The following is a 21,434-nucleotide window of genomic DNA, read 5'->3' as shown; positions in this document are numbered from 1 at the left end:
AACTCCTCACCTTGTCACAGATGCAGAAATGCACCTGCGATTTTCTTCATTCTGCGTTACCTCTCGGAGGTGGCGTATGAAGCAGCACTACTGCATCGTCAATGACACCGTTAAAGAGAACCTCATCGCGTACATTCGCACCCTGCCGGTAAACCCTCGCGCGCCGATGGTGGTCGAGGCCAGGGAAGAGACGCGAACCGATAAGCAAAACCGTCTTATGTGGCCGCTGCTGAAGGACCTGTCTGACCAGGTTGTCTGGCACGGCGAAAAGCTGACCCGCGAGGAATGGAAGGACCTCATCACCGTTCTGGTGAATCAGACTCAGGACCAGGAGCAGAAATCCGCGCCGGGCATCAACGGCGGCCGCGTTTATTTCGGCGTCCGCACATCCAAATCCAGCAAGCGCTACATGGTCGATGTCATCGAGGCGATTTACTGGTTCGGCACCGACCGCGGTGTGAGGTTCTCCGAAGCATCCAGTAAGCGCATCGCCTGGGCGCAAGAGTGGAGGACTTCCCATGGGTAATCCTCTCGCACGCGTCATCACAAATCACATCTTCCGCGTTCCGGCACGCCGCCAGCGTAAGCCCGCGGTTAAGCCGTCCGAAATCCCGACCTTTAAAGATTACACCGCCCGCCTGGTCGATCAGAAATGGCTGCGTCTCGCAGCGAGGAGAAATCATGCGTGAATTAAAAGCTGGCGGCATGGCGGTTGTTATTTCTTCCGGAAACACGGATGAAGTTGGAAGGGTAGTTACTTTGGTCTGTGCTATCAAAAGTGGAGAATTTTACAAATTTCCTGATGGGGAAAAATACGCGCTTGTCACCAAGACGCCTGAGTTCGTTTGGGTGGTAGAAGGCGATGTATCTGTTTACACCCACACCAAGAAAAGCTCTGGTGGGATGTCGATTTTCAGGGCAAAAAGCCTCATGCCAATCGAAGGCGGTGACTTCTCTGATGAAATCCAGTCAGAAAAGGAGAAGTCACATGCGTAAACCATCCCGCCGTAAGTGCAAAGTATGCGGCGAATACTTCGTGCCGAAATCCCATGACATCCGGATCCGCTGGTGCTGCCCGGAACACGGCGCAATCCTCGCAATGGAAGAACGCGAGAAGGAGAAGGTGAAAGCCGCCGCTAAGCGCATCAAGGAGCAGAAAGAGGCAGAGAAGGCCGGGCGCAAACGCCGCAAGGAACGCCTGGCAGAGCTACGGCCTGCCGGGTACTACAAAGCCCAGGCTCAGCAGGCATTCAATGCGTACATCCGCGCGCGCGATGCTGATTTGCCATGCATCAGCTGCGGTGAGACCAATCCGCCTGATCTGCATGGCGGCCAATGGGACTGCGGCCACTTCAAGACTGTAGGCGCTAACCCTGAATTGCGCTTTGAAGAGCGCAATGCCCATAAGCAGTGCAAGTCATGCAATGCCGGAGCGGGCAAGTACACCGCCAAGGAGGCGACCGTAGCGCAGCAATACGAAGCTGGCCTGGTCGCTCGTTACGGGCAGGATTACGTCGACTGGCTCAATGGCCCCCACGAAATGACCATCTACCGCCGGGAAGACTTCATCCGGATCCGCGATGAGTACCGCGCCAAGCTCAAAGCACTGAAACAGCGGGAGGCAGCGTGAAGACATTCACTCCAGTTGAAGCGAGAAAGTTCGTTGCCAGCACCTGGTATGAAACGACACAGCTTTCGAAAAGAGAAAGGCTGTATGCGAAAGCTCGCGAGCTGATAAGCGGCGATCGAGCGGAAATTATCTGTCAGACAGAGAACCCTGAATACAGAAAGTCAGCACGGGAGTGGTGGAATCATGACCAGATCTGATTTCGAAAAGTACCAGGCAGAAAGCGTTAAGCGCGCCAATCTGCCACCAGTAGCAAAGCACAGCCAGACCAAAACCAATCAGCCACAGAAGGAAGCCGCATGAACAGTCAGCAACTGGAATACGTACGTCAGCAGCTCATTGTGGCGACCGCAGACCTCAGCGGTGCGACGAAAGGGCAGTTGGTAGCTTTCGCTGAGAACGCGCAATTCACCGCGACGGCGCGCAGTCGGGGCCGGAAAAAGGTATTCGACAAGGATAAGCAACGCATGGTCAACCCGGACGGCCCGCCGATGAGCGGCACCCAGTCCCGCGCCAAAGGCTCATCTATCGCGCTGGTCGGCCCGGTTGAGTTCGTGACTGCATCGTGGCGCCGCGCTGTCCTGTCGCTGGAAGGCCACCAGAAAGCATGGCTGCTGTGGAACTACAGCGAGAATATCCGCTTCGAATACCAGGTGGCGATAACCCAGTGGGCGTGGGCCGAGTTCAGGGAGCAGCTCGGCGCTAAGAAAGTGGCGGGCAAGACGATGGAGCGCCTGAAGAAACTTATCTGGCTGGCGGCGCAGGATGTGAAAGCGGAAATGGCGGGGCGTGAGACGTACGAATATCAGGCGCTCGCGGAACTGGCGGGCGTGGCGAAATCCACCTGGACAGAAACCTATCTGCCTCACTGGCTGGCTATGCGTAACAGCTTTAAGCGACTCGATAGCGGTGCGCTTATCTCAGTAACGCGATCACGTTCACAACAAAAGGCGACAAATTTAGATGTAAGTCTTGCAAAACCGAACTGAAACGCATATATTTCATGTAAATCTGATATCGTCGCCATAGCTTTGATTGTCGACACAAGAATTTAAGCCCGAGGTTAACGCCTTGGGCTTTTTCGTTCTACACAACAGGAAAGAGCATTGGCGTGAAGGGCTCGTAACCCAATCCACGCAGCAGCATGGAGCGCCAACGAAATGCTCAGTGCTCTGTCCGTTGTGGTGTAACTCAATTCCCGCTTGCGGGTTGAATGGGTAGAGTAATGCATCAACCGGTTATCCGGCAGGGCAGGCATGATGCTAATGCTGAACCTGAGTATCGGTTCGAGTCCGATCGCCACACACAGAACCCACTACCTGGGACACTTCGGCCAGAGAGCCGACATTGCCTTATCCTCACATTGCCAGCCTGTCGCTGGCTTTTTTATTTTCAGGCTCCGGGAACCATCATCGACACGCCTACTTGTTAAATCGTCCCGAGGGCCTGAACCAACTACACACGGAATAAATATGTCTGAGACCTTCACTATCGTAGGCGTTGGTCTTACATCGTCATCAGTCGGTGTAACCTTTGCCACGCTGTTTCCGGAGGCGACTCCAGCAGTGATGCTCGGATCACTCGCCGGAACGGCGCTATACGTTCTGACCTCAGATCCCCATCAACTCTGGAAGCAGGCTATCTTTGCGCTGATATCGTTTATCAGTGGCGTGTTCTTCTCCGCACCCATGGCGAAAATCATGGCCGGAATCATCAACACGCCGTTAAGCCTGATGAAGCCACCGGCCAGCATTGAAGTATCGCCAGCTGTCGGTGCAATTGTCACTGCTTCCATTTCCGTGGCAGTCCTGCTGCGCATTCTCCGCAAATCCAAAAGCGGGAAGATGCCGGGGCTGGGGGAGGAAGATAAATGACATGGCAGCTTCTTCTGATGGATGCAAACGCCATAGTTTGCCTGTTAATCATGGTCAGGCTGATGTTTTTCCGTAAAGAGGGAAAGCGTCATCGCCTGAGTGTCGCGGTACTGGCCTATCTGGTCATCCTTGCCGCAGGATTCAATGCCTTCAACATTCTGCTCGGCCACTACGTTCAGGTTAACCTCGGCGATCTGCTGCTTAACTCCGTCATCTGCATGGCGGTGTGGCTGGCGCGCGGGAACCTGGCGAAGGTCGTCATTACGGAATAGCCATGACCAAAGACGATATCTTTAACACCATCCTCGGCAAAGAGGGCGGTTATGTTGATCACCCGAATGATAAGGGCGGACCAACGAACTGGGGAATTACTCAGGCAACTGCCCGCGCGCATGGTTATACCGGTGATATGCGAAACCTTACACGTGAGCAGGCTCTGGCGATCCTTGAGTCTGATTACTGGTATGGCCCGCGCTTTGATCAGGTGGCAGAAGTATCCCCTTCCATTGCCGCCGAACTTTGCGATACCGGTGTGAACATGGGGCCATCGGTGCAGGTTAAATGGTTCCAGCGCTGGCTGAACGTTTTCAATAACCAGCAGCAGTTCTATCCGGATCTGATCGCCGACGGACAGATCGGCCCGCGTAGCATCAGCGCGCTGAAGTCCTTCCTGGCGAAACGAGGCGGAGAAGGGGAAATCGTATTGCTTCGCGCACTGAACTGTAGCCAGGGCCAGCGTTATCTTGAGCTGGCAGAGCAGCGGCCGGCTAACGAGTCATTCGTTTATGGCTGGATGCGCGAGCGGGTGAGCCTATGACGACACTTAAATCTGTACTGGCGGCAATCGGAGTTGCGATCCTGATGGTGCTTGGTGCGTTTGGTGTGGGCCTTTTTCGCGGTCGTGAACAGGCTGAAGAAAAAGCAGACCGGCAGCGCACAGAAGAAAAGGCAGCAGCCATTGAGTCAGTAGCCGAACGCCGTGTAGAAGCAACGAAAGAGGCCAGCAATGTACAGCAGAATGTTAACCGCATGGCTGATGACGATGTTGATCGCGAGCTGCGTGACACGTGGAAGCGTCCCGGTGGTGGTTGATACAGCCTGTGACTGGGTAAAGCCAATCTACCTTACTGATCACGACATTGATGTTCTTGACCGCCAGACGAAGCGCGACATCCTCGCGCATAACAAAGCGTGGCAGGCGAACTGCCAGAAAACAAAAGAATCGGGTGCAAAGTGATGAAAGCCAACCAGTGCAGTGAAGGTTTCGACAACTCATCCAGGTTCCGCGAGGAATGGGATAAGCAGACACAGGGGAAATAGAGCCTCATCCCTGAGGTTCTGACACAGTCTCTCCTCTGGACTTTAACCGTAGCAAATTCTCACAGCCTCGCATCCGCGGGGCTTTTTTATGCGCATCTCACGCGCATCTAAACGAGAGCCTTTCAGTAAGCGAGCCTGAGAAAAACCGTTACAGGTGGCGACCTCTCTCGGGCGGCTTTTCTGTGAGACAGGCTCACTTTCTAAAAGGTAAATACGCTATGAATAATCCGTCAGTTATTCCGGCCTTCGACTTCCGAGAAATGGTGCAAGCCAAAAACGGAGAGGTCATTACCACATCCAGAAAAGTTGCCACGTACTTCGGAAAGCGACACGGTGATGTGCTCAGGAAAATCGAGCAGGTTAAGGCCGATTGCTCAAGAGAGTTTAGCCAACGCAATTTTGCGTCGGCTGATTATATCGATGAGCAGGGTAAGGTTCGCCCGATGTATAGTCTGACGAAAGATGGCTGGATCATGGTTGTGATGGGATTCACCGGGAAAGCTGCTGCGGCTATCAAAGAAAGCTACATTTCAGCGTTCAACTGGATGTCTGAGCAACTTAGCCGTCGTCTGGCCATGGGTGAAGAAATGCAGCACCGCTACGCCATCAAAGAAACTCGCTCAAAGTTGAAGGGAACGATCGGCAGCCGCTTGATGAACGAACGGAAGAAGGAAAAGCGCGTGCTGAGGCTCGAACATGAGCACATCATGCAGGTAACGCAGCCGGAATTACTTATTGGCTGATCGCGGCATTACAGAAGCTCTTCACTGAGGGGCTTCGATAATGATCTGTGTAACCCCGCAAGGATGGTGATCACATCTTGCTGACGGGTAAGCCGTAAGTGGCTAAGCACTTCTGAGAAGCAGGGCAACCGCTGCGACAAGGCAAAGAGGTAATCATGTCCGACATCTACCAAATCACGTTAACCACCCAAACAGGCGAAACCTTCACGGGCAAGATGTCACGACGTCAGCCTGAGCTGGTTAACGGCTTTGTGCCGCTGGCGACCGAGACGGGCCAATGGCTGTATTTCGCTCCTGCCGATGTGAAGCGCGTGGAGTTCACGCCTGTATCGGCAGAGCAGACTGAACAAACAACGGAGTAACCAATGGCTAACGATGACGAGCGCAGGCCTTATCCGCCAGTTAACTTCATCGCCTCCGACAACTGGCAGCCATACACCAGACTGATCCCAGCCAATGAAGTGCATGAGTGGATAAATCGACAAATCCTGAGCGATACCGGCGGCATCCATAACCCAGACCATGGGCACCTGTTAGAGGCTGATCTCTGCTTCATGTGGGCGTCTGACTCGTTCACGAAGAAAGGGCGCTACGTACTCGGTCAGGCTGAACAGGTAATGCTACGCGCTGGTGGCTGGCAGAAAGCCAGAATGGAACAGCAGATGCATGAATGGTTCGGGCGCATCCCGAAGTTCATCATCACGCTGGCAGCAGATTACTGCTCACAATGCAGTGACCTGGAATTCTGCGCTCTGGTAGAGCATGAGCTTTACCACATTGCCCAGGCTACCGATGATTTCGGCGCGCCTAAGTTCAACAAAGAGACCGGGCAGCCAGTGCTTACACTACGCGGCCACGACGTCGAAGAATTCACTGGTGTCGTACGTCGATACGGTGCCAGCAAAGAAGTACAGGAGCTCGTTGATGCGGCCAATGCGCCAGCAGAAGTGGCTCACCTCGAAATAGCCAGGTCATGCGGGACGTGCATGTTGAAGCTGGCATAGACTTTATTAGGATTGTCATGGAGGTAACCGATGGCAGCATTATCGACAGAGGTTAAAGCCTTCATCGTTCAATCGCTCGCCTGCTACGAGACCCCGGTTAAAGTCATTGAGCTTGTAAAGGCTGAATATGGCATCGATGTCTCACGCCAGCAGGTGTCGCAATATACGCCCGGCAACGCAATGGCGGCCAAGTTGAGCCAGAAGTGGATTGACCTGTTCAACGCCACCCGTAAACGATTCCAGAATGAGATCGCCGACATCCCGATCGCAAATAAAGCGTACCGGTTGCGCGTTCTCGACCGAATGGCGACCAATGCTGAAAAGATGAAGAACTACGGCATGACCTCTCAACTTATCGAGCAGGCCGCCAAAGAAATGGGCGATGCCTACACCAATCGCCAGAAAGTCGAGCATACAAGCCCTGATGGCAGCATGACTCCGCAACCGACAATCATCCAGCTACTACCCGTTGAGCCGAAAGCATGAGTAACGCCGTTCAACTGCCGATCCCCGCAAAGCTTGCACCATTGTTCACCGCCGTGAATAAGCGTTACCGGTGCTCGCATGGTGGGCGTGGTAGTGCCAAGACGCGCACATTCGCACTGATGACAGCCGTAAAGGCGTATCAGTCGATGATGAACGGTGAAAGCGGCGTGGTGCTCTGCGCGCGTGAGTTCATGAACTCGCTGGAAGAGTCGAGCATGCAGGAGGTTAAACAGGCGATCCTGTCAGTGCCATGGCTGGCTGCTAACTTTGACATCGGCGAGAAGTACATCCGCACCATCGACAAAAGCGTTAACTACGTATTCTGCGGTCTGCGGCATAACCTCGACAGCATCAAGTCGAAAGCGCGCATCCTGCTGTGCTGGGTTGATGAGGCTGAATCAGTAAGCGAAATAGCCTGGCAGAAACTGAGCCCTACTGTGCGTGAAGAGGGATCGGAGATATGGGTGACCTGGAACCCGGAGCGCGACGGTAGCGCTACGGATAAGCGTTTCCGCAAAGAGGCAGGCGACGACTGCATCACCGTTGAGATGAATTACACGGATAACCCGTGGTTTCCGGACGTGCTTGAAGGTGAGCGACAGAATGATCAGCGCCGCCTCGACCCGGCAACATACGCCTGGGTGTGGGAAGGCGCTTACCTTGAAAACTCCGATAAGCAGGTGCTGGCCGGGAAATACCGGATCGCTGAGTTCTCGGAAAGCCTATGGAAAGAGGCCGATCGCCTGTTCTTCGGAGCCGACTTCGGTTTCGCTAAAGACCCGAACACTCTGGTGCGCTCGTTCATCCTGCATAACCGGCTGTACATTGAGTACGAGGCATACGGGCAGCAGACAGAGCTCGACCACATGCCAGAGCTGTATGAGACAATTCCCGGATCGCGTGACTGGCCCATTAAAGCCGACTCAGCACGGCCTGAGACAATCAGCTATCTCAAACGGCAGGGCTTTAATATCTCAGCTGCCGAGAAATGGCAGGGGAGCGTTGAGGACGGCATCGCACATCTTCGCGGCTTCGACGAAATCATTATCCATCCGCGCTGCAAGAACGTGGCGCGCGAGGCTCGTATGTGGTCGTACAAAACGGACCGCATCACTGGTGAGGTATTGCCGAAACTCGCCGATGGCTATGAGCACTGCTGGGACGGAGTCCGCTACAGCCTTGACGGACATATTAAGCGCAAGGGCCAGATGGCAGGGATGATGATTCCCAAAAGGTTGCGTTAAAAATTAAAGATTCACCAAGAATTGACGTTATTTATTAATGATGTACTTACAAGGAGATAGTTATGCAGCATCATTTTAAAAACGTCATTTTCCAGCGTATCGCGAAGGGTTCAACGGTTGGCAATCAGGTAAAGCTAAGCGATGTTCTTGCTAATGGGAAGACGGAAGCAGCTCTGCTAGAGGCTCTTCAGAAGCAATTTAAGGGCGATACTATAAAGCTGAAAAGCTACCAATAATTTCAGGCCACCTCGGTGGCCTTTTTCATACCTTAACGCCACCAACGGATAACCCATGACTGACAAATTAACTCTCGCCGTCAACCATGCGTTGAACGATGCGCGTATGGCGCGCGCCCGTATGGGTCTGATGGCACCGACGATGGGGCTGGATAATAAGCGCCATTCAGCATGGTGCGAGTATGGCTTCCCTGAGCAGGTAACCTACGAAAACCTTTATGCCCTGTACCGACGCGGTGGTATTGCCCACGGCGCAGTAGAGAAACTGGTGGGCAAGTGCTGGCAGACTAACCCGGAAATCATCGAGGGTGATCAGGCAGACAAAAAGCGCAAAGAAACCGCCTGGGAGAATAAGTCCAAACAGGTATTCACCAACCGGTTCTGGCGCTCATTCTCTGAGGCGGACCGTCGCCGTCTTGTCGGTCGTTATGCAGGAATCCTTCTGCACGTCCGCGACGAAAAAGACTGGAGCCTTCCGGTTACCAAAGGGCGAGGTCTTCAGAAAATATCTGTGGCGTGGGCCGGATCGCTCACGGTGAGCGAGTGGGACACTGGCCTGAACTCGAATACGTACGGTCAGCCGAAAATGTGGCAGTACGCCGAACGCTTGCCGAATGGCTCAAGCCGCCGCGTTAATATCCATCCCGACCGCGTTTTCATCCTTGGTGATTACTCAGACGATGCTATTGGCTTCCTTGAGCCAGCTTATAACGCCTTTGTGAGCCTGGAGAAGGTAGAGGGCGGGTCTGGTGAGTCATTCCTGAAGAACGCCGCTCGCCAGTTAGCACTTAGTTTCGACAAGGAAATCGACTTTGGCAGCATTGCATCTATGTACGGCGTTAAAGTAGATGAGTTGCAGGATAAATTTAATGACGCTGCTCGCGAGATGAATCGCGGAAATGATGTGCTGCTTTCTCTCCAGGGGGCCAGCGTAACTTCCCTCGTTTCTCCGGTTTCTGATCCGTCTCCAACCTATAACGTAAACCTGCAAACAGCCGCCGCAGGAGTTGATATTCCTACGCGCATTCTGGTTGGTAACCAGCAGGCTGAGCGGTCCAGCACTGAAGACCAGAAATACTTTAATGCTCGCTGTCAGTCGCGCCGAGTAGACCTCGCTTTCGAGATAGAGGACTTCTGCGACAAGCTTATTGACTTGCAGATCGTCAATTCAGTCAGCCAGAAAGCAGTTATCTGGGATGACCTGAACGAACAGACCGGTACTGAGAAGCTCACCAACGCCAAGACTATGGGCGAGATTAACCAGACCATGCAGGGCAGCGGCGATGAACCCGCGTTCACCCGTGAAGAGATTCGCACGGCTGCGGGCTATGACAATGACGACGAAGAGCCTTTAGGAGAAGAGGATGGCGACGAAGAAGACGAAGCCACCGATTCTGCCGCGTAACTATCAGGACCCGACCGGGGCCGATGCGCTGGAACGCCGGGCAATGAAAGACTTCGCCAGGCGGATGAATAAAATTGGCAAAGCGTACAAATCAGCACTCGACAAAATACCTTCCTCCCTTGCAGTAAACGCCAGATACGAATACCAGCTAAACCCAACGCTACTCTCCATCATCCTGAACGATGCCAGTTACCTGGTTGATCAGGTGCTGCTTGAAGGTGGAGACTACGACCTGTGGTTTTACGAGTACATCGATCTGGCTTCGGAGAAAGGGACCGGGCAGTCGTTCTACAACCTCAGCCAGCAATCCCCGGTGTATGCAGCAGGGCGTGAGTCGCTGGCGTCCATCCTCGCAAGCGACCCGTACCAGCAACGAATGGCGCTGGTGCATGCGCGTGTATTTGAGGAAATGAAGGGGCTGACGGCTGACGTTAAGCGCGACATGGCGCGTGTGCTGACTGATGGCGTTGGCCGTGGTCTCAATCCGCTGGACATTGCCCGCAACCTGACGCACCAGACCGGCATCGAGAAGCGCAGGGCAAACCGTATTGCACGAACTGAAGTGACTACCGCGCTGCGCCGGGCTAAGTGGGATGAAGACCAGGAGGCGAATGACCTTTACGGCCTTAAAACGCTTCTGGTTCACATCTCGGCTCTGTCACCGACAACCCGACATACCCACGCAGTGCGCCATGCCCACCTTTACACCAACGAAGAGGTGCGTGCCTGGTACAGCAAAGATGGCAACTCCATCAACTGCAAATGCAGCCAGCAGTCAGTTCTGGTCGATGACGACGGCAAACCTCAGTTCCCGGACACCATCACGAAACTCAAACAGGAATATAAATCGATGCAGGCGCGCGGTTACGCCTGGGCGGAGAAATAACTATGCCTATGCAGGTCAATATCACCACGAAGGTGAACAGCCAGTCTATCAGGCGCGAAACATACAACGATCGCGAGCATCTGGTGCTTCCGAGTTACACGCTGCCGGCGAACGTCGTCATGAATGGCGGGCTGTACACAGAAGATGAAATCAACGCCCACTATCAGGGGCTGGAAGGCACGCTCGCGCCGCTGGGTCATCCACAGGTTAACGGTCAGTTCGTGTCGGCCTTCTCTCCTGAAGGTCTTAACGTCGGCTACGTAGGCGCGTGGAATCGTAACGTTAAGAAGTCCGGCAATCGTATCTACGTAGAAAAATGGGTGGATGTGGCTCGAGCTGAAGAGTCGGAAGGCGGGCGAGAGCTACTGGAGCGCGTTGCAGCTATCGAGCGTGGTGATGACGTACCGCCGATTCATACCAGCGTCGCAGCTTTCCTCGACCAGCTTGAGCCTAACGAGCAACAGCGAGCCACCGGTGCTGGATGGGTGGCGAAGATCCACTGCATGGACCATGACGCCATTCTGCTGCATGAGGTGGGCGCAGCGACGCCGGAGCAGGGAGTAGGCCTGATGGTCAACGCAGACCTCGCGCAGCCGCTGAGGGCCAATTCAGGCGCTTTGGTGGGCGAATCCTACCGTGAGCGGGAGCAGCGACTCGACCGGGCAGCCAAAGCTAAGTTTGCAGCCGGGCCAGATGAATACGCCTGGGTGGCTGACTTCACTGACTCTCAGGCTGTGATCATCCGTAACGGCGGAAACGCAGAGGTGTTTGGTTACAAGTCTGAAGGCGGTGCTATCACCTTCGACGATACCGGAACGGCAGTGGCTCGCCAGGAATCATGGGTGACCGTAGTTGCCAACAAATTTAAATCTCTTTTCACACCGCAGGAAAAGCCTGCACCAAACCACAAAACGGAGGGCGACATGCCTTTAACCACTGAAGAGAAACAAGAGCTGATCAGCGAAATCGGCAAAGGCCTGGCCGCTAACTTCGCCGATGCCCTGAATCCGATTAAGGATGCGATCACCGGCCTGCAGGCTAACCAGGACAAGCTCGCTGAAACCCTGACTGCCAACTCACGCGCCGAAGAGAAGGCGAAGCGTGAAGCGGTAGCCGCTAAACATGGCGATGTGATTGCCAACGCGCTGTCAGGCGATGCTCTGGACGCGATGTACAAGTCGCTGGGCGAAGCTGCTCCGCTGGGCACCAACAACGCACAGCAACACAAAGAAACCGGCGCGCCATCTGCTGCCGAATATTTCAAATAAGGAGCCGGAATAATGCCACGTTATCGTCGCGTTAACATTGACGGTCAGTCTCTGTACAAGACCGAAACCCGCACCACGGCCGCCGAGCTACTTCCAGGCACTGCGGCAACCATCAACTCCTCAGATAAGTTTGCTCAGGCCACTGCGCTGACCGGCCGCCTGTACATCATCGATGTCGGTTACCACCAAGGACTGACCATCACAGAAGCAATCCCGTCGGGTGATTTCGCCGTCGGCAACTACGTCGAAGAAGGTCGTGAGCTGGCGCTGCGCTGCCTGCCTGGTGCGTATAAAAAAGACAGCCCGATCAAGCTGGGCACTGCCGGTCAGTTTACCCTGGCAACCGATGACACTGATTCAGTGATCGGATACAGCCAGGATGAATACACCATCGCGGCCAGCACCACCGACTTCATCCGCGTGCGCATGCGCGTTGGCACTGCCGCCGCTGCTGGCGCGTAACAAAAGGACAAAAACATATGTACTTCTCAAAAGAGACGCTGGCGACTAACTCCCGCCTTGGCGGGCACTGGAGTGAGCTGTGGGCAAACCGCAACATGTGGAACCTACAGAACGATTCCATCATTGCGGCTAACCGCGCAATCATGACGCCTGACATGCTGGCCTGTAACGCCGTTGGCGGTTTCTCCCGTGACTTCTGGGCTGAGATTGACAACCAGGTGCTGCAACTTCGGGATCAGGAAGTTGGCATGGAAATCGTGAACGACCTGATCGGAGTTCAGACGGTGCTGCCGGTAGGTAAAACCGCCAAGCTGTATAACGTGGTAGGCGATATCGCTGATGACGTGTCAGTAAGCATCGATGGCCAGGCGCCGTTCTCCTTCGACCACACTGACTACGCGAGCGACGGCGACCCGATTCCGGTGTTCACGGCTGGTTACGGTGTTAACTGGCGTCATGCTGCTGGCCTGAACTCTGTGGGCATTGACCTGGTGCTGGACTCGCAGATGGCGAAGATGCGCAAGTTCAACCAGAAGCGCGTCAACTACTACCTGAACGGCGATTCAAAAATTCAGGTTCAGTCTTATCCGGCGCAGGGCATCAAGAACCACCGCAACACCAAGAAGATTAACCTCGGATCTGGTGCTGGTGGCGCGAACATCGATCTGACCAGCGCAACCACGACTCAATATTTTGAGTTCTTTGGTAAAGGAGCATTCGGTACCACCGCACGCACCAACAAAGTAGCTCAGTATGATGTGATGTGGGTTTCCCCTGAGATCTGGGCAAATATGGCTCAGCCTTACGTAGTTAATGGTGTAGTGAGCGGCACTCTCCTGCAGGCTGTTCTGCCATTCGCACCGGTGAAAGAAATCCGCATGAGCTTCGCGCTGACCGGTAACGAGTTTATCGCGTACGTTCGTCGCCGTGACGTGATCTCTCCACTGGTGGGTATGGCCGTAGGTGTTGTTCCGCTGCCGCGCCCAATGCCTAACGTTAACTACAACTTCCAGATCATGTCTGCTGAAGGTCTGCAAATTACCGCAGACGATCAGGGCCTGTCCGGCGTTGTCTACGGCGCTAACCTGGCGTAAGGAAACAGCATGGCTAAATACGAAGTTGTGCGCCCATGGTTCGGCGTGAAGGTTGGTGACGTGGTGGAGTTGAAAGAGCTTCACCCGGCGCTGAAGTCTAACGTTAGGCTGATGAAAGGCGAGGCAGGTGGTGAGCTGAAACCTGCGACACCTGATGCCGGTACCGGTGAGAAATCTCGCAAAGAGATTATTCAGGACCGCCTGACCCAGCTGGGTATTGAGTTTAAAGGCACCCTGGGCGCGGAAAAGCTCAGTGAGCTGTTGCCGGATGGCGAACTCGAAAAGCTTTTCCCTGCTGAATAACAGCCGCCGCTAAGGCGGTTTTTTTATGCCCCGCTCCGGCGGGGTATTTCACGGAGTCGATAATGGTAACTCTCGAACAGGCGAAGGAGTATCTGGAGAGCCAGGGAATTACCATTCCCGATTTTGTTCTTCAGGCTCTCGTCGACCAGGCCAACAGCATTCAGGAGTGTCTCGATGCGCATTATCCGGCATCGACAGCTCTGCTGATTCAACTCTATCTGCTGGCGCTTATGGGGCTCGGGCAGGGGGATAAATACATCTCCAGCCAGACGGCTCCAAGCGGGGCGTCGCGCTCTTTCCGGTACCAGTCGTTCACCGACCGCTGGAAAGCATCAGTGAACCTGCTGCGCGGGCTGGATAAGTACGGCTGCGCCACTGCCCTTATTCCTGCTGACCCTACCGCCACCCCGGCATTCGCTGGTATCTGGATCGGTAAGGGCGGCTGTATGTGCGGGGGCAAGTGATGACGTACAAATCAGTTAAGCACGGGCTGCCGCGTTCGTTCACCCGCGTCTGGGTGATGACCGACACCGGGCGGGAGACTACCGGCTACGTGAAATCGGATGGCGAGTGGCATATCAACTGTGAGCGCATCCGGGCGACTGGCGCGAAGGTGCTGAGGTGGAAAGATGGCTGAAAGATACGTTGTGCATGCCTTTAAGTGCGAAAGCAACTGGTCGCTGTTCATCTGGATAAACGACTCCGGCGTTAAGTTTATTGGTCGCCATGCTGAAACTTACGTGAAAGCCAAAGCTGACTTTCTGGAGCAGGCTGATGCTAAGCGACTCGCCAGTCAATCAGGCGCGATTCGGCCTCTTGATGATTTCAAAATCGTTGAGAAGGTGGAGGTATTCACTCTATGAGCAGCGTTGCCAACTGGTCTTACACCGCCACGGCGACCATCTGGCGCAAGCTGGAAGGCAATGACGAATACGGCGATCCGCTGGGCTATGCCGAGCCTGAGCAAATCCCTTGTGATTACGAGGGCGGGCTCAGCAAGAAGTTAGCCAGTCTGGGCGCTGAAATCGTCGTGAAGAACACCGTCTGGACGGAGTTCGCGCTGGCGGCCACGGGTGATTACCTGCTGATTGGCGTATCGACCGAAGCGGACCCGGTTGTCGCCGGTGCCGACGAGGTGCGGCAGGTTATCCGCTATGCCGACACGTTTGAGCGACTGGCGGATGATTACGCCATCCTGACCGGAGTGTAGCCATGGGCATAAAAGTGAAGGGCATCAGCCAGGCGAAGAAGCACCTGAACGATGTCATCAACGACGTGAAGGGGCGCAAGGTAATTCGCGCACTACAGTCGGCGATGATGCTTATCGGTACCCGGGCGGCCTATTACACCCCGATCGACAGCTCAACGCTGATTAACAGCCAGTTTCGGGAAATAGATGCTGGCGGCGTGCTGATCACCGGAAGAGTCGGTTACTCGGCCAACTATGCCGCGTACGTGCATGAAGCGTCAGGCAAACTGAAAGGTCAGCCGCGCGCGCACTTCGGTATAACCAGCAACCGATCTGCGTTCGGTCCGCAGAAACCGAAAGAGTTCGGCGGCGGTACCGGAAAGGGCAACTACTGGGATCCGCATGGTGAGCCTCAGTTCCTTACCAAAGGCGCTAATGACGAGCGTGATAATGTTGACGCGGTGATGCGCAAGGAGATGTCGCTATGACACCGATGATGCATGAGCGGGTTCGCAACATGTTCGGTGACGCCGGGCTAACTACCGGTTTCACAGTGCAGCAGCTGATGTACGACGACCCGGGAGACCTGTCGAAGGCGATCATAGTATTCAGGCCAAACGGCGGGTCAAATATCCGCACCGATCTCGGTTCTGAGTATCACGTCCTGGTCGACGTCGTCGGCGCGAAGGACAAGCGCAAAGACGCGCTCAATGCTGTGCAGCGCATCGTAGATTACGTCCAGGCCAACCCCATGGCTGACGAGTGTGTCGGCTACATCCAGAACATGGGCGCAATCCCTGCGCCGGTGCTCACAGAAGAAGGGCGAATAGTCTTCCGATTGCAATTTGCCTGCACGTTTGGCGACTAGCCATTCCCAACCAAATAACCCGCTCCGGCGGGTTTTCTTTTATACGTCAAAGAGGAGTTTCACATGGCTAATTGCCAGAACTCGAACGAGCGCCTGTTCGGCGGTGCGGTCGTGCTGGAAGTCGCCGATGGCTGCCCGGACGTCAAACCACTCGAAGGTGAGTGGATGGCGCTGGCCGCTGGTACGTCGAAGGGCTTCGACTTCAACCCTAACTCGGTTACCTCTGATGCGGATGACGGCGGCGGCTATGTCGAGACCATCATCACCAACAGTGATTTCACCCTGAGCTTTGAGGGTGAAGTGCGCAAGAAGGATAAGCTGGATCAGTACGGTGTCGGCAAATTCATCAAGTATTTCGCTGACGAGCTGAAGGCCAAGCGCCAGCCTGGGATCTGGGTGCGCATGGACTACGGCCCGGTTGAATTCGTCGGCTACATGAACATCACGGCGCTGAGCTCTGACGGCGGTACCAACGACATCGTCACGTTCTCCACCGAGTTCAAAGTCGGCGATGCAACCACCATCGAAGTGAACGAACTGACTGCTGTAGCAGTGACTGGCGTAACGGTAACTCCGGCTACCAGCACCGGCACGGCAGGCGGCACCAGTACTTTCACGGTGAACATCGCACCAACCGGCGCAACCAACAAAGACTTCACTGTAGCGACTACCGATGCGACCAAAGCAACGGCCACCGCCTCCGGCAACACCGTTACCGTGACGCGTGTCGCCACCGGCAGCGCGCAGATCATCATCAACACCGAAGACGGAAACTTTGTGGCCGTGCATACGGTTACCGTTACCTAACGGACATTCCAAAGGGCGGCGTGCTGCCCTTGATAATGACCGTTTACTGGAAGGCCTATGACCGCTTTAACCGATATTGGCGAACTCTCTATCAGCGACAGCCGCGAAGGCGGGAAAGATTACCTGCTACGCCCTTCATTTGAGGCTATGACGAGGATCGGCAGCCCGGAAGAGATTGTGCAGGCGTACGCCACCATACACGGCAATGACGTTGCACATCTCATTGAGGTGTGCGCTGGCACGCTGGGACGCTTTCCTGAATGGCTATCTCCATCATTCAATCGCTCTGCTGAGAAGCTTTTATCAACGTGCATGCTGGTACTTCAGGCGTGCTGCGATGACGACCTGACACCAATGATCGGCGAGTGGAAGGGGTGGCGGCACTGCGTCGTCTACCGACCGGGCAGATTGCCAAAGAACGACATCATCGTGCTCGCGCAGCACCTCATGCAGCACGGCATCGTCGGAAAAGCCAAGGTTCGCCAGTTGCAGCGCCATGAAACAGGCGAGCGCACTACAGAGTTTAAAGCATTCGACTACATCAGCGCAGCTCGCAGCCACTTCGGAATGAACCGCACTGAAGCCTCTCAGTTAACGATGACCGAATTTCAGATGCTGCTGGCGGCTAAATACCCGGACCAGAAAGGCTTCACTCGCGATGAATACGACAGCATCGCCGACGAATACCTGGCTAAACAGGCCGCGCGCAGGGCAAAAGCAAAGCAATAACCGGAGAATAACATGGCAGGTGAGAAGAACGCCGGTAGCATCGTTTATGAAATCAGCGCCGACGTTGAGCCGCTGTTACAAGGCGGCAAACAGGCCATTGATACTCTGGATAAACTGGATGCTGCGGCCCAGCAATCTGGAAAGGGGATGGATAACCTCGACCAGAGTACGTCTCAAACTGGATCCGCGTTTACTGAACTGGCTGGTTATGCCAATTCCATGGATAACCAACTCCGCAAGCTGAATACCAACGTGAGCGGAATTGCCCGCGCAATGGAAGAGGCCCGCAGCGGTACCGGCGGTGCGAGCAGCGAATTCAGCCGTGCAGAATCCATCATCGAGGCGCTTGGCAACCAGCTGGCGGTGCTTGACGAGGCGCAAGAGAATGGCGCGCGCAGTGCCGCAGTCCTGGCTGCACAGTTGCGTGCAGGGTCGAAAGCCACCGACGAAGAAAAGCAGAAGATCGGCGAGTTGACCGGGCGGCTCTTCGACATGAAAGGTGCTGCTGATACTTCGATGGGCAGCAACAAAGGCTGGAAGTCCAGTATGCAACAGGCCGGTTACCAGGTTCAGGACTTCATCGTGCAGGTGCAGGGTGGGCAGTCGGCTCTGGTGGCCTTCGCACAGCAGGGTTCACAACTCGCTGGCGCGTTTGGTCCGGGCGGCGCGGTAGTTGGCGCAGTGATCGCGTTGAGTTCTGTCATCGCTGGCGTGCTGATTACATCGCTTAATGGTGGAAAGAACGCCATGGACGCGCTGAAGGATGCAGCCGAAGCGATGGATAAGGTGATCACCATTTCCCAAAATGGCGTGGCCGCTCTGTCTGATAAGTACGCGAACCTGGCAAGAACAAACGCCGAGGCAGCAACCATCCTGAGAAATCAGGCAATGATTGAGTACAACGCTGCCATAGCGAAGATCCCTAAATCCATCAACGATGCTTCCAGTTCTATCGTTGGATTCACCGACAAGTTGAAGACTTCTTTCGTTGGTGGTATTGCCTCCATCGATGAATTCAACAAAAACCTTTCTACAGTCGGGGCAACAGCTGGCACATACTCGGCAGCCATGGAGCAAGCAAGGAACGCCGGGGCAAGGTTTACCGTTAACGCCAACGCGATCCAGAACACAGTAACCACGCTCGCGGATAAATTTGGCGTGTCTGAGCAGCGCGCATTCGAGCTAAGCAAGCAACTCTCTGATGTGGCAAACAACCCAACGCCTGAAGCGCTACAAAGGCTCGTTCTTGAACTTCAGAGCACAGAGAGTTCGTCAAAGTCAGGTGCTGATGCAATAAGGACGTTCCTTGGCCCGCTGACCGAACTCGTTCGAGTGGCCGGTGAGGCTCAGATCAATCTCTCCGGAATGAAAAAAGAGGTCGACAATCTTACCTCGGGGCAGAAGAACCTTATAAAGCAGTCAGAACGCAATCTGGCACTGTCTAAGCTCCAGGGGGAGGCCCGCGCGCGGTTGCAGGCGCAATACGCTGCCGAAGATGCAGGATTTGCTAAGGATGATCCACACACCAAGCAGATGCAGGACGATGCTGCTGCTACGTTCAAAAACACGCAGGCGCAAAAAACACTTCAGTCAGAGCAAAAGAAAGGCGCCTCCCAGGCTGATTCTATTGCTCAGAAACTTGCTAACCTCAAACAGCAGTCAGAGCTCGCCGCCGACTCAACCAATAATCTGAGTCGCGAACAGGCGATCCTGAATGCGCAGCAGTCTCTCGGAAAAGGAGCCACAAAAGAACAGATCGCGCTGGCGGGGCAGTACGCGGCGGCAAAATGGGATACGGCCAACGCACTCAAAGCACAAGCCGCAGCCGAGAAACTCCTGCCAGAAGCGCGCGAAAACGCCAGCTATAAGCAGGATGTTCAGGATCTGAATACCGCTCTGGCTGCTAAGAAAATCAGTCAGGAGCAGTTCAATCAGACATCTGAGAGGCTGGAGGCTACACACCAGGCTAACCTTGCCAAAATCCGCGCCCAGCAGGCGGTAACGCCGCAGCAGGAGGCTGTTGCACAGGTTGATCCAGTGCAGCAATTAGCTAATCAGCACGCACAGCAACTGGCCCTTATCCAACAGTTCGAACAGCAGGGGTTATTAGCTCACCAGAATGCATTAGCCCTTAAAAATGCTGCCGATACGCAGTATGAGCAGCAAAGAACCGCTGCACAATGGGAGCTTCTTAGCCAGCAGAGCCTGGGGTACCGCATGCTGACAAGCGCGGTGGATGCGTTTTCAGTCAATGCATCCAATGCGTTAACCGGGCTGATCACCGGAACGATGTCAGCGCAGGATGCTATGCGTTCACTCGGGAATACGATGCTGAATAGCGTGGTCAATGCTCTAGTCCAGGTTGGAGTTGAGGCTCTCAAAAACTTCATTATCGGTCAGACAATGGGCGCAGCTTCTACCGCTGCTTCTGTCGGTATGGCTACCACGACGGCGGCCGCATGGGCTCCAGCCGCAGCGCTGGCCAGCCTTGCATCCTTTGGCGCAAACTCAGCGCCAGCGATGGCTGGTATTGCATCTACCGTTGGGCTTGCTCAAGGGCTGGCTTTGGCTGGAGCCAGATACAATGGCGGACCTGTGTCAGCGGGAAGCATGTATCAGGTAGGTGAGCGAGGTAAGCCAGAGATTTACCAGGCCAGCACCGGTAAGCAGTACATGATACCGGGCGACAACGGCAAGGTAATCAGCAATAAGGATATGCAGGGTGGCGGAGGCATCAACGTTGTCTTAAATGTTCAGAACTATAACGGCTCATCAATAGATGCGCAGGCCAGTTCTGACGGCAATGGCGGCGTGACTGTGGATGTGATCGTCGCTGACCTGAATAACGGTGGGCCAATCAGTAACGCCATAACCAGCAACATGAACGTTAAACGCACGCCAAGGGGGCAGGGCTAATGCCAATTATCGACTATCCCGACTGGCTGCCACTGGCGCAGAAGGCCAGCAAAAACATGACTCTCGATACCGGGTTCCAGACCGATCAGTCAGCGGTCGGGCCCGCTATCTTTGAGAATCAAACTGATGACCTGAAAGTGACCTGGTCACTGACGTGGATCTTCACTCTTGCGCAGGAGCGCGCTTTCCAGCAGTGGCTACGCAGCCCGAACTATCTCAACCGGGGCCTGAACTGGTTCCGGATGAATATCAATCTGGGCGGTAGTGGCCTGCAACTCCAGGAACTTCACTTCACGCAGATGCCAGTGCAAACAAGTATCGACGGCGGAGTGGTGACCTGGACGGGAACCGTTATCGCCAACCATCTGTACAACGCTGACGACGAGTTTGACGACATCATTGTTGAACTGCCGCCGCCGTGGGATTCGTGGCTGGATATCGTGGTTACGGGTTATCCGGATGGGCGCGATCCGGAAAGTCTTCCGAGGGTTCCCTGATGCCATCGTTCCGTCAATATAAGCAGCAACGGCCGACGCGCGGACTGTACGACACCATTACGTTCTACCATCCATCCTTTGGCTACGTCCGCCTGGTCGATAAGCAGTTCTTCCCGAAGACGCTCGGCGGCCAGACGTACACGCCGGCGCGCTTTGAAATCGAAGAGAGTCAGCAGAGCGGTACTCCGGTTATCGACGCGACGGTGAAGCTTGGGCGGCTGTCGTCGGATATCAAAGCGTTGATGAAGCAGTGGAAGGGGTCGTCGCGGCTGACAGCCATCACTGCTACCAGGCAGATCTTCGACAGTGGCGACGTCTCTGCGCCTATTAAGTCGTGGCAGTTATACGTCAAGACGGTGGATATTGATGCCGACGCCGCATCGGTCACTCTGTCTGTCACCAACCCGCTGAACAACAACATCGGAAGGCTCTATGACCCAACGGAATACACTGGCCTTCAGTACCTCTGATTTTAT

Annotated in this window: 33 protein-coding genes; all 33 read left to right on the top strand. The window is 54.8% G+C overall.

The window, feature by feature from the left end; translation table 11 throughout:
* The first annotated feature begins 76 nt into the window (after positions 1-76).
* The 33 genes from SK47_RS12825 (at position 77) to SK47_RS12670 (ending at position 21,428) form a co-directional block, all read left to right on the top strand.
* The gene (locus tag SK47_RS12825) at positions 77-526 is read left to right on the top strand and encodes a recombination protein NinB (protein WP_047642420.1); all 450 of its coding nucleotides are present in this window, start codon (positions 77-79) and stop codon (positions 524-526) included.
* A complete protein-coding gene (locus SK47_RS12820) occupies positions 519-689 on the top strand; it encodes a NinE family protein (RefSeq protein ID WP_048244405.1) in 171 nt (56 codons plus the stop codon). The genes SK47_RS12825 and SK47_RS12820 overlap by 8 nt, the downstream gene beginning before the upstream one ends.
* A complete protein-coding gene (locus SK47_RS12815; protein WP_048244403.1) occupies positions 682-996 on the top strand; it encodes a hypothetical protein in 315 nt (104 codons plus the stop codon). Before SK47_RS12820 ends, SK47_RS12815 begins: the two co-directional genes overlap by 8 nt.
* Positions 989-1,630: a recombination protein NinG gene (locus tag SK47_RS12810; protein WP_048244402.1), complete on the top strand. Its 642-nt coding sequence runs from the start codon at positions 989-991 to the stop codon at positions 1,628-1,630. Before SK47_RS12815 ends, SK47_RS12810 begins: the two co-directional genes overlap by 8 nt.
* A 296-nt stretch (positions 1,631-1,926) precedes the next feature.
* On the top strand, positions 1,927-2,616 hold the full coding sequence (locus SK47_RS12805) for a bacteriophage antitermination protein Q (RefSeq protein WP_048244400.1): 690 nt from the start codon (positions 1,927-1,929) through the stop codon (positions 2,614-2,616).
* A 483-nt stretch (positions 2,617-3,099) separates the two neighbouring features.
* Complete coding sequence (locus tag SK47_RS12800; RefSeq protein ID WP_048244398.1) at positions 3,100-3,501, top strand: putative holin; 402 nt, start codon at positions 3,100-3,102, stop codon at positions 3,499-3,501.
* Positions 3,498-3,773 carry a phage holin family protein gene (locus SK47_RS12795; RefSeq protein WP_001514184.1) on the top strand — a complete coding sequence of 92 codons (276 nt, stop codon included), beginning with the start codon at positions 3,498-3,500 and terminating at the stop codon, positions 3,771-3,773. The genes SK47_RS12800 and SK47_RS12795 overlap by 4 nt, the downstream gene beginning before the upstream one ends.
* A 2-nt stretch (positions 3,774-3,775) precedes the next feature.
* On the top strand, positions 3,776-4,318 hold the full coding sequence (locus SK47_RS12790; RefSeq protein WP_023296427.1) for a glycoside hydrolase family 108 protein: 543 nt from the start codon (positions 3,776-3,778) through the stop codon (positions 4,316-4,318).
* On the top strand, positions 4,315-4,593 hold the full coding sequence (locus SK47_RS12785; RefSeq protein WP_048244396.1) for a hypothetical protein: 279 nt from the start codon (positions 4,315-4,317) through the stop codon (positions 4,591-4,593). Before SK47_RS12790 ends, SK47_RS12785 begins: the two co-directional genes overlap by 4 nt.
* Complete coding sequence (locus SK47_RS24350; protein WP_044489031.1) at positions 4,544-4,738, top strand: hypothetical protein; 195 nt, start codon at positions 4,544-4,546, stop codon at positions 4,736-4,738. Before SK47_RS12785 ends, SK47_RS24350 begins: the two co-directional genes overlap by 50 nt.
* Before the next feature lie 301 nt (positions 4,739-5,039).
* Positions 5,040-5,564 carry a Rha family transcriptional regulator gene (locus SK47_RS12775; protein WP_048244394.1) on the top strand — a complete coding sequence of 175 codons (525 nt, stop codon included), beginning with the start codon at positions 5,040-5,042 and terminating at the stop codon, positions 5,562-5,564.
* A 155-nt stretch (positions 5,565-5,719) separates the two neighbouring features.
* Complete coding sequence (locus SK47_RS12770; RefSeq protein WP_048244392.1) at positions 5,720-5,926, top strand: hypothetical protein; 207 nt, start codon at positions 5,720-5,722, stop codon at positions 5,924-5,926.
* A gap of 3 nt (positions 5,927-5,929) precedes the next feature.
* Positions 5,930-6,568 carry a putative metallopeptidase gene (locus SK47_RS12765; RefSeq protein ID WP_048244389.1) on the top strand — a complete coding sequence of 213 codons (639 nt, stop codon included), beginning with the start codon at positions 5,930-5,932 and terminating at the stop codon, positions 6,566-6,568.
* Positions 6,569-6,598: 30 nt separating this feature from the next.
* Positions 6,599-7,054 carry a DUF2280 domain-containing protein gene (locus SK47_RS12760; protein ID WP_023300389.1) on the top strand — a complete coding sequence of 152 codons (456 nt, stop codon included), beginning with the start codon at positions 6,599-6,601 and terminating at the stop codon, positions 7,052-7,054.
* Positions 7,051-8,298 carry a PBSX family phage terminase large subunit gene (locus tag SK47_RS12755; protein ID WP_048244386.1) on the top strand — a complete coding sequence of 416 codons (1,248 nt, stop codon included), beginning with the start codon at positions 7,051-7,053 and terminating at the stop codon, positions 8,296-8,298. Before SK47_RS12760 ends, SK47_RS12755 begins: the two co-directional genes overlap by 4 nt.
* A 62-nt stretch (positions 8,299-8,360) precedes the next feature.
* Positions 8,361-8,534 (top strand): hypothetical protein, encoded by a 174-nt coding sequence (locus SK47_RS23950; RefSeq protein ID WP_156172558.1) that lies wholly within the window; start codon positions 8,361-8,363, stop codon positions 8,532-8,534.
* A gap of 55 nt (positions 8,535-8,589) precedes the next feature.
* Positions 8,590-9,939 (top strand): anti-CBASS protein Acb1 family protein, encoded by a 1,350-nt coding sequence (locus SK47_RS12750; RefSeq protein ID WP_048244384.1) that lies wholly within the window; start codon positions 8,590-8,592, stop codon positions 9,937-9,939.
* The gene (locus SK47_RS12745; protein ID WP_048244382.1) at positions 9,899-10,825 is read left to right on the top strand and encodes a phage minor head protein; all 927 of its coding nucleotides are present in this window, start codon (positions 9,899-9,901) and stop codon (positions 10,823-10,825) included. Before SK47_RS12750 ends, SK47_RS12745 begins: the two co-directional genes overlap by 41 nt.
* Before the next feature lie 2 nt (positions 10,826-10,827).
* Positions 10,828-12,093 (top strand): hypothetical protein, encoded by a 1,266-nt coding sequence (locus SK47_RS12740; RefSeq protein ID WP_048244380.1) that lies wholly within the window; start codon positions 10,828-10,830, stop codon positions 12,091-12,093.
* Positions 12,094-12,105: 12 nt separating this feature from the next.
* The gene (locus SK47_RS12735; protein WP_048244378.1) at positions 12,106-12,555 is read left to right on the top strand and encodes a gp53 minor capsid family protein; all 450 of its coding nucleotides are present in this window, start codon (positions 12,106-12,108) and stop codon (positions 12,553-12,555) included.
* Positions 12,556-12,572: 17 nt separating this feature from the next.
* Positions 12,573-13,649 carry a major capsid protein gene (locus tag SK47_RS12730; protein WP_048244376.1) on the top strand — a complete coding sequence of 359 codons (1,077 nt, stop codon included), beginning with the start codon at positions 12,573-12,575 and terminating at the stop codon, positions 13,647-13,649.
* 9 nt (positions 13,650-13,658) lie between these two features.
* Entirely contained in the window at positions 13,659-13,952 is a 294-nt protein-coding gene (locus SK47_RS12725; protein ID WP_048244374.1) for a hypothetical protein, read from the top strand.
* A gap of 62 nt (positions 13,953-14,014) precedes the next feature.
* Positions 14,015-14,416, top strand: coding sequence for a DUF7370 family protein (locus tag SK47_RS12720; RefSeq protein WP_048244373.1), 402 nt, complete (start codon positions 14,015-14,017; stop codon positions 14,414-14,416).
* On the top strand, positions 14,416-14,589 hold the full coding sequence (locus SK47_RS12715; RefSeq protein ID WP_048244371.1) for a hypothetical protein: 174 nt from the start codon (positions 14,416-14,418) through the stop codon (positions 14,587-14,589). Before SK47_RS12720 ends, SK47_RS12715 begins: the two co-directional genes overlap by 1 nt.
* Positions 14,582-14,815, top strand: a complete 234-nt coding sequence (locus tag SK47_RS12710; RefSeq protein ID WP_048244370.1) for a hypothetical protein — start codon at positions 14,582-14,584, stop codon at positions 14,813-14,815. Before SK47_RS12715 ends, SK47_RS12710 begins: the two co-directional genes overlap by 8 nt.
* A complete protein-coding gene (locus tag SK47_RS12705; RefSeq protein WP_048244368.1) occupies positions 14,812-15,162 on the top strand; it encodes a hypothetical protein in 351 nt (116 codons plus the stop codon). The genes SK47_RS12710 and SK47_RS12705 overlap by 4 nt, the downstream gene beginning before the upstream one ends.
* 2 nt (positions 15,163-15,164) lie before the next feature.
* Positions 15,165-15,629 carry a hypothetical protein gene (locus tag SK47_RS12700; RefSeq protein ID WP_048244366.1) on the top strand — a complete coding sequence of 155 codons (465 nt, stop codon included), beginning with the start codon at positions 15,165-15,167 and terminating at the stop codon, positions 15,627-15,629.
* Positions 15,626-16,009, top strand: a complete 384-nt coding sequence (locus SK47_RS12695) for a phage tail termination protein (RefSeq protein WP_048244364.1) — start codon at positions 15,626-15,628, stop codon at positions 16,007-16,009. Before SK47_RS12700 ends, SK47_RS12695 begins: the two co-directional genes overlap by 4 nt.
* A gap of 63 nt (positions 16,010-16,072) precedes the next feature.
* Complete coding sequence (locus tag SK47_RS12690) at positions 16,073-16,816, top strand: phage tail tube protein (RefSeq protein WP_006808946.1); 744 nt, start codon at positions 16,073-16,075, stop codon at positions 16,814-16,816.
* 57 nt (positions 16,817-16,873) lie between these two features.
* Positions 16,874-17,545: a DUF6246 family protein gene (locus SK47_RS12685; protein ID WP_048244362.1), complete on the top strand. Its 672-nt coding sequence runs from the start codon at positions 16,874-16,876 to the stop codon at positions 17,543-17,545.
* A gap of 12 nt (positions 17,546-17,557) precedes the next feature.
* Positions 17,558-20,461 carry a tail protein (tape measure) gene (locus SK47_RS12680; RefSeq protein WP_048244359.1) on the top strand — a complete coding sequence of 968 codons (2,904 nt, stop codon included), beginning with the start codon at positions 17,558-17,560 and terminating at the stop codon, positions 20,459-20,461.
* Complete coding sequence (locus SK47_RS12675; RefSeq protein ID WP_048244357.1) at positions 20,461-20,958, top strand: hypothetical protein; 498 nt, start codon at positions 20,461-20,463, stop codon at positions 20,956-20,958. Before SK47_RS12680 ends, SK47_RS12675 begins: the two co-directional genes overlap by 1 nt.
* A complete protein-coding gene (locus SK47_RS12670; protein WP_048244355.1) occupies positions 20,958-21,428 on the top strand; it encodes a hypothetical protein in 471 nt (156 codons plus the stop codon). The genes SK47_RS12675 and SK47_RS12670 overlap by 1 nt, the downstream gene beginning before the upstream one ends.
* Positions 21,429-21,434: the final 6 nt, after the last annotated feature.

The sequence above is a fragment of the Enterobacter sp. BWH52 genome (assembly GCF_001037565.1).
GTDB lineage: Bacteria > Pseudomonadota > Gammaproteobacteria > Enterobacterales > Enterobacteriaceae > Enterobacter > Enterobacter hormaechei_C.
The sequence above is the reverse complement of the archived record's forward strand: the minus strand, read 5'-3'. Positions and strand labels throughout refer to the sequence as shown.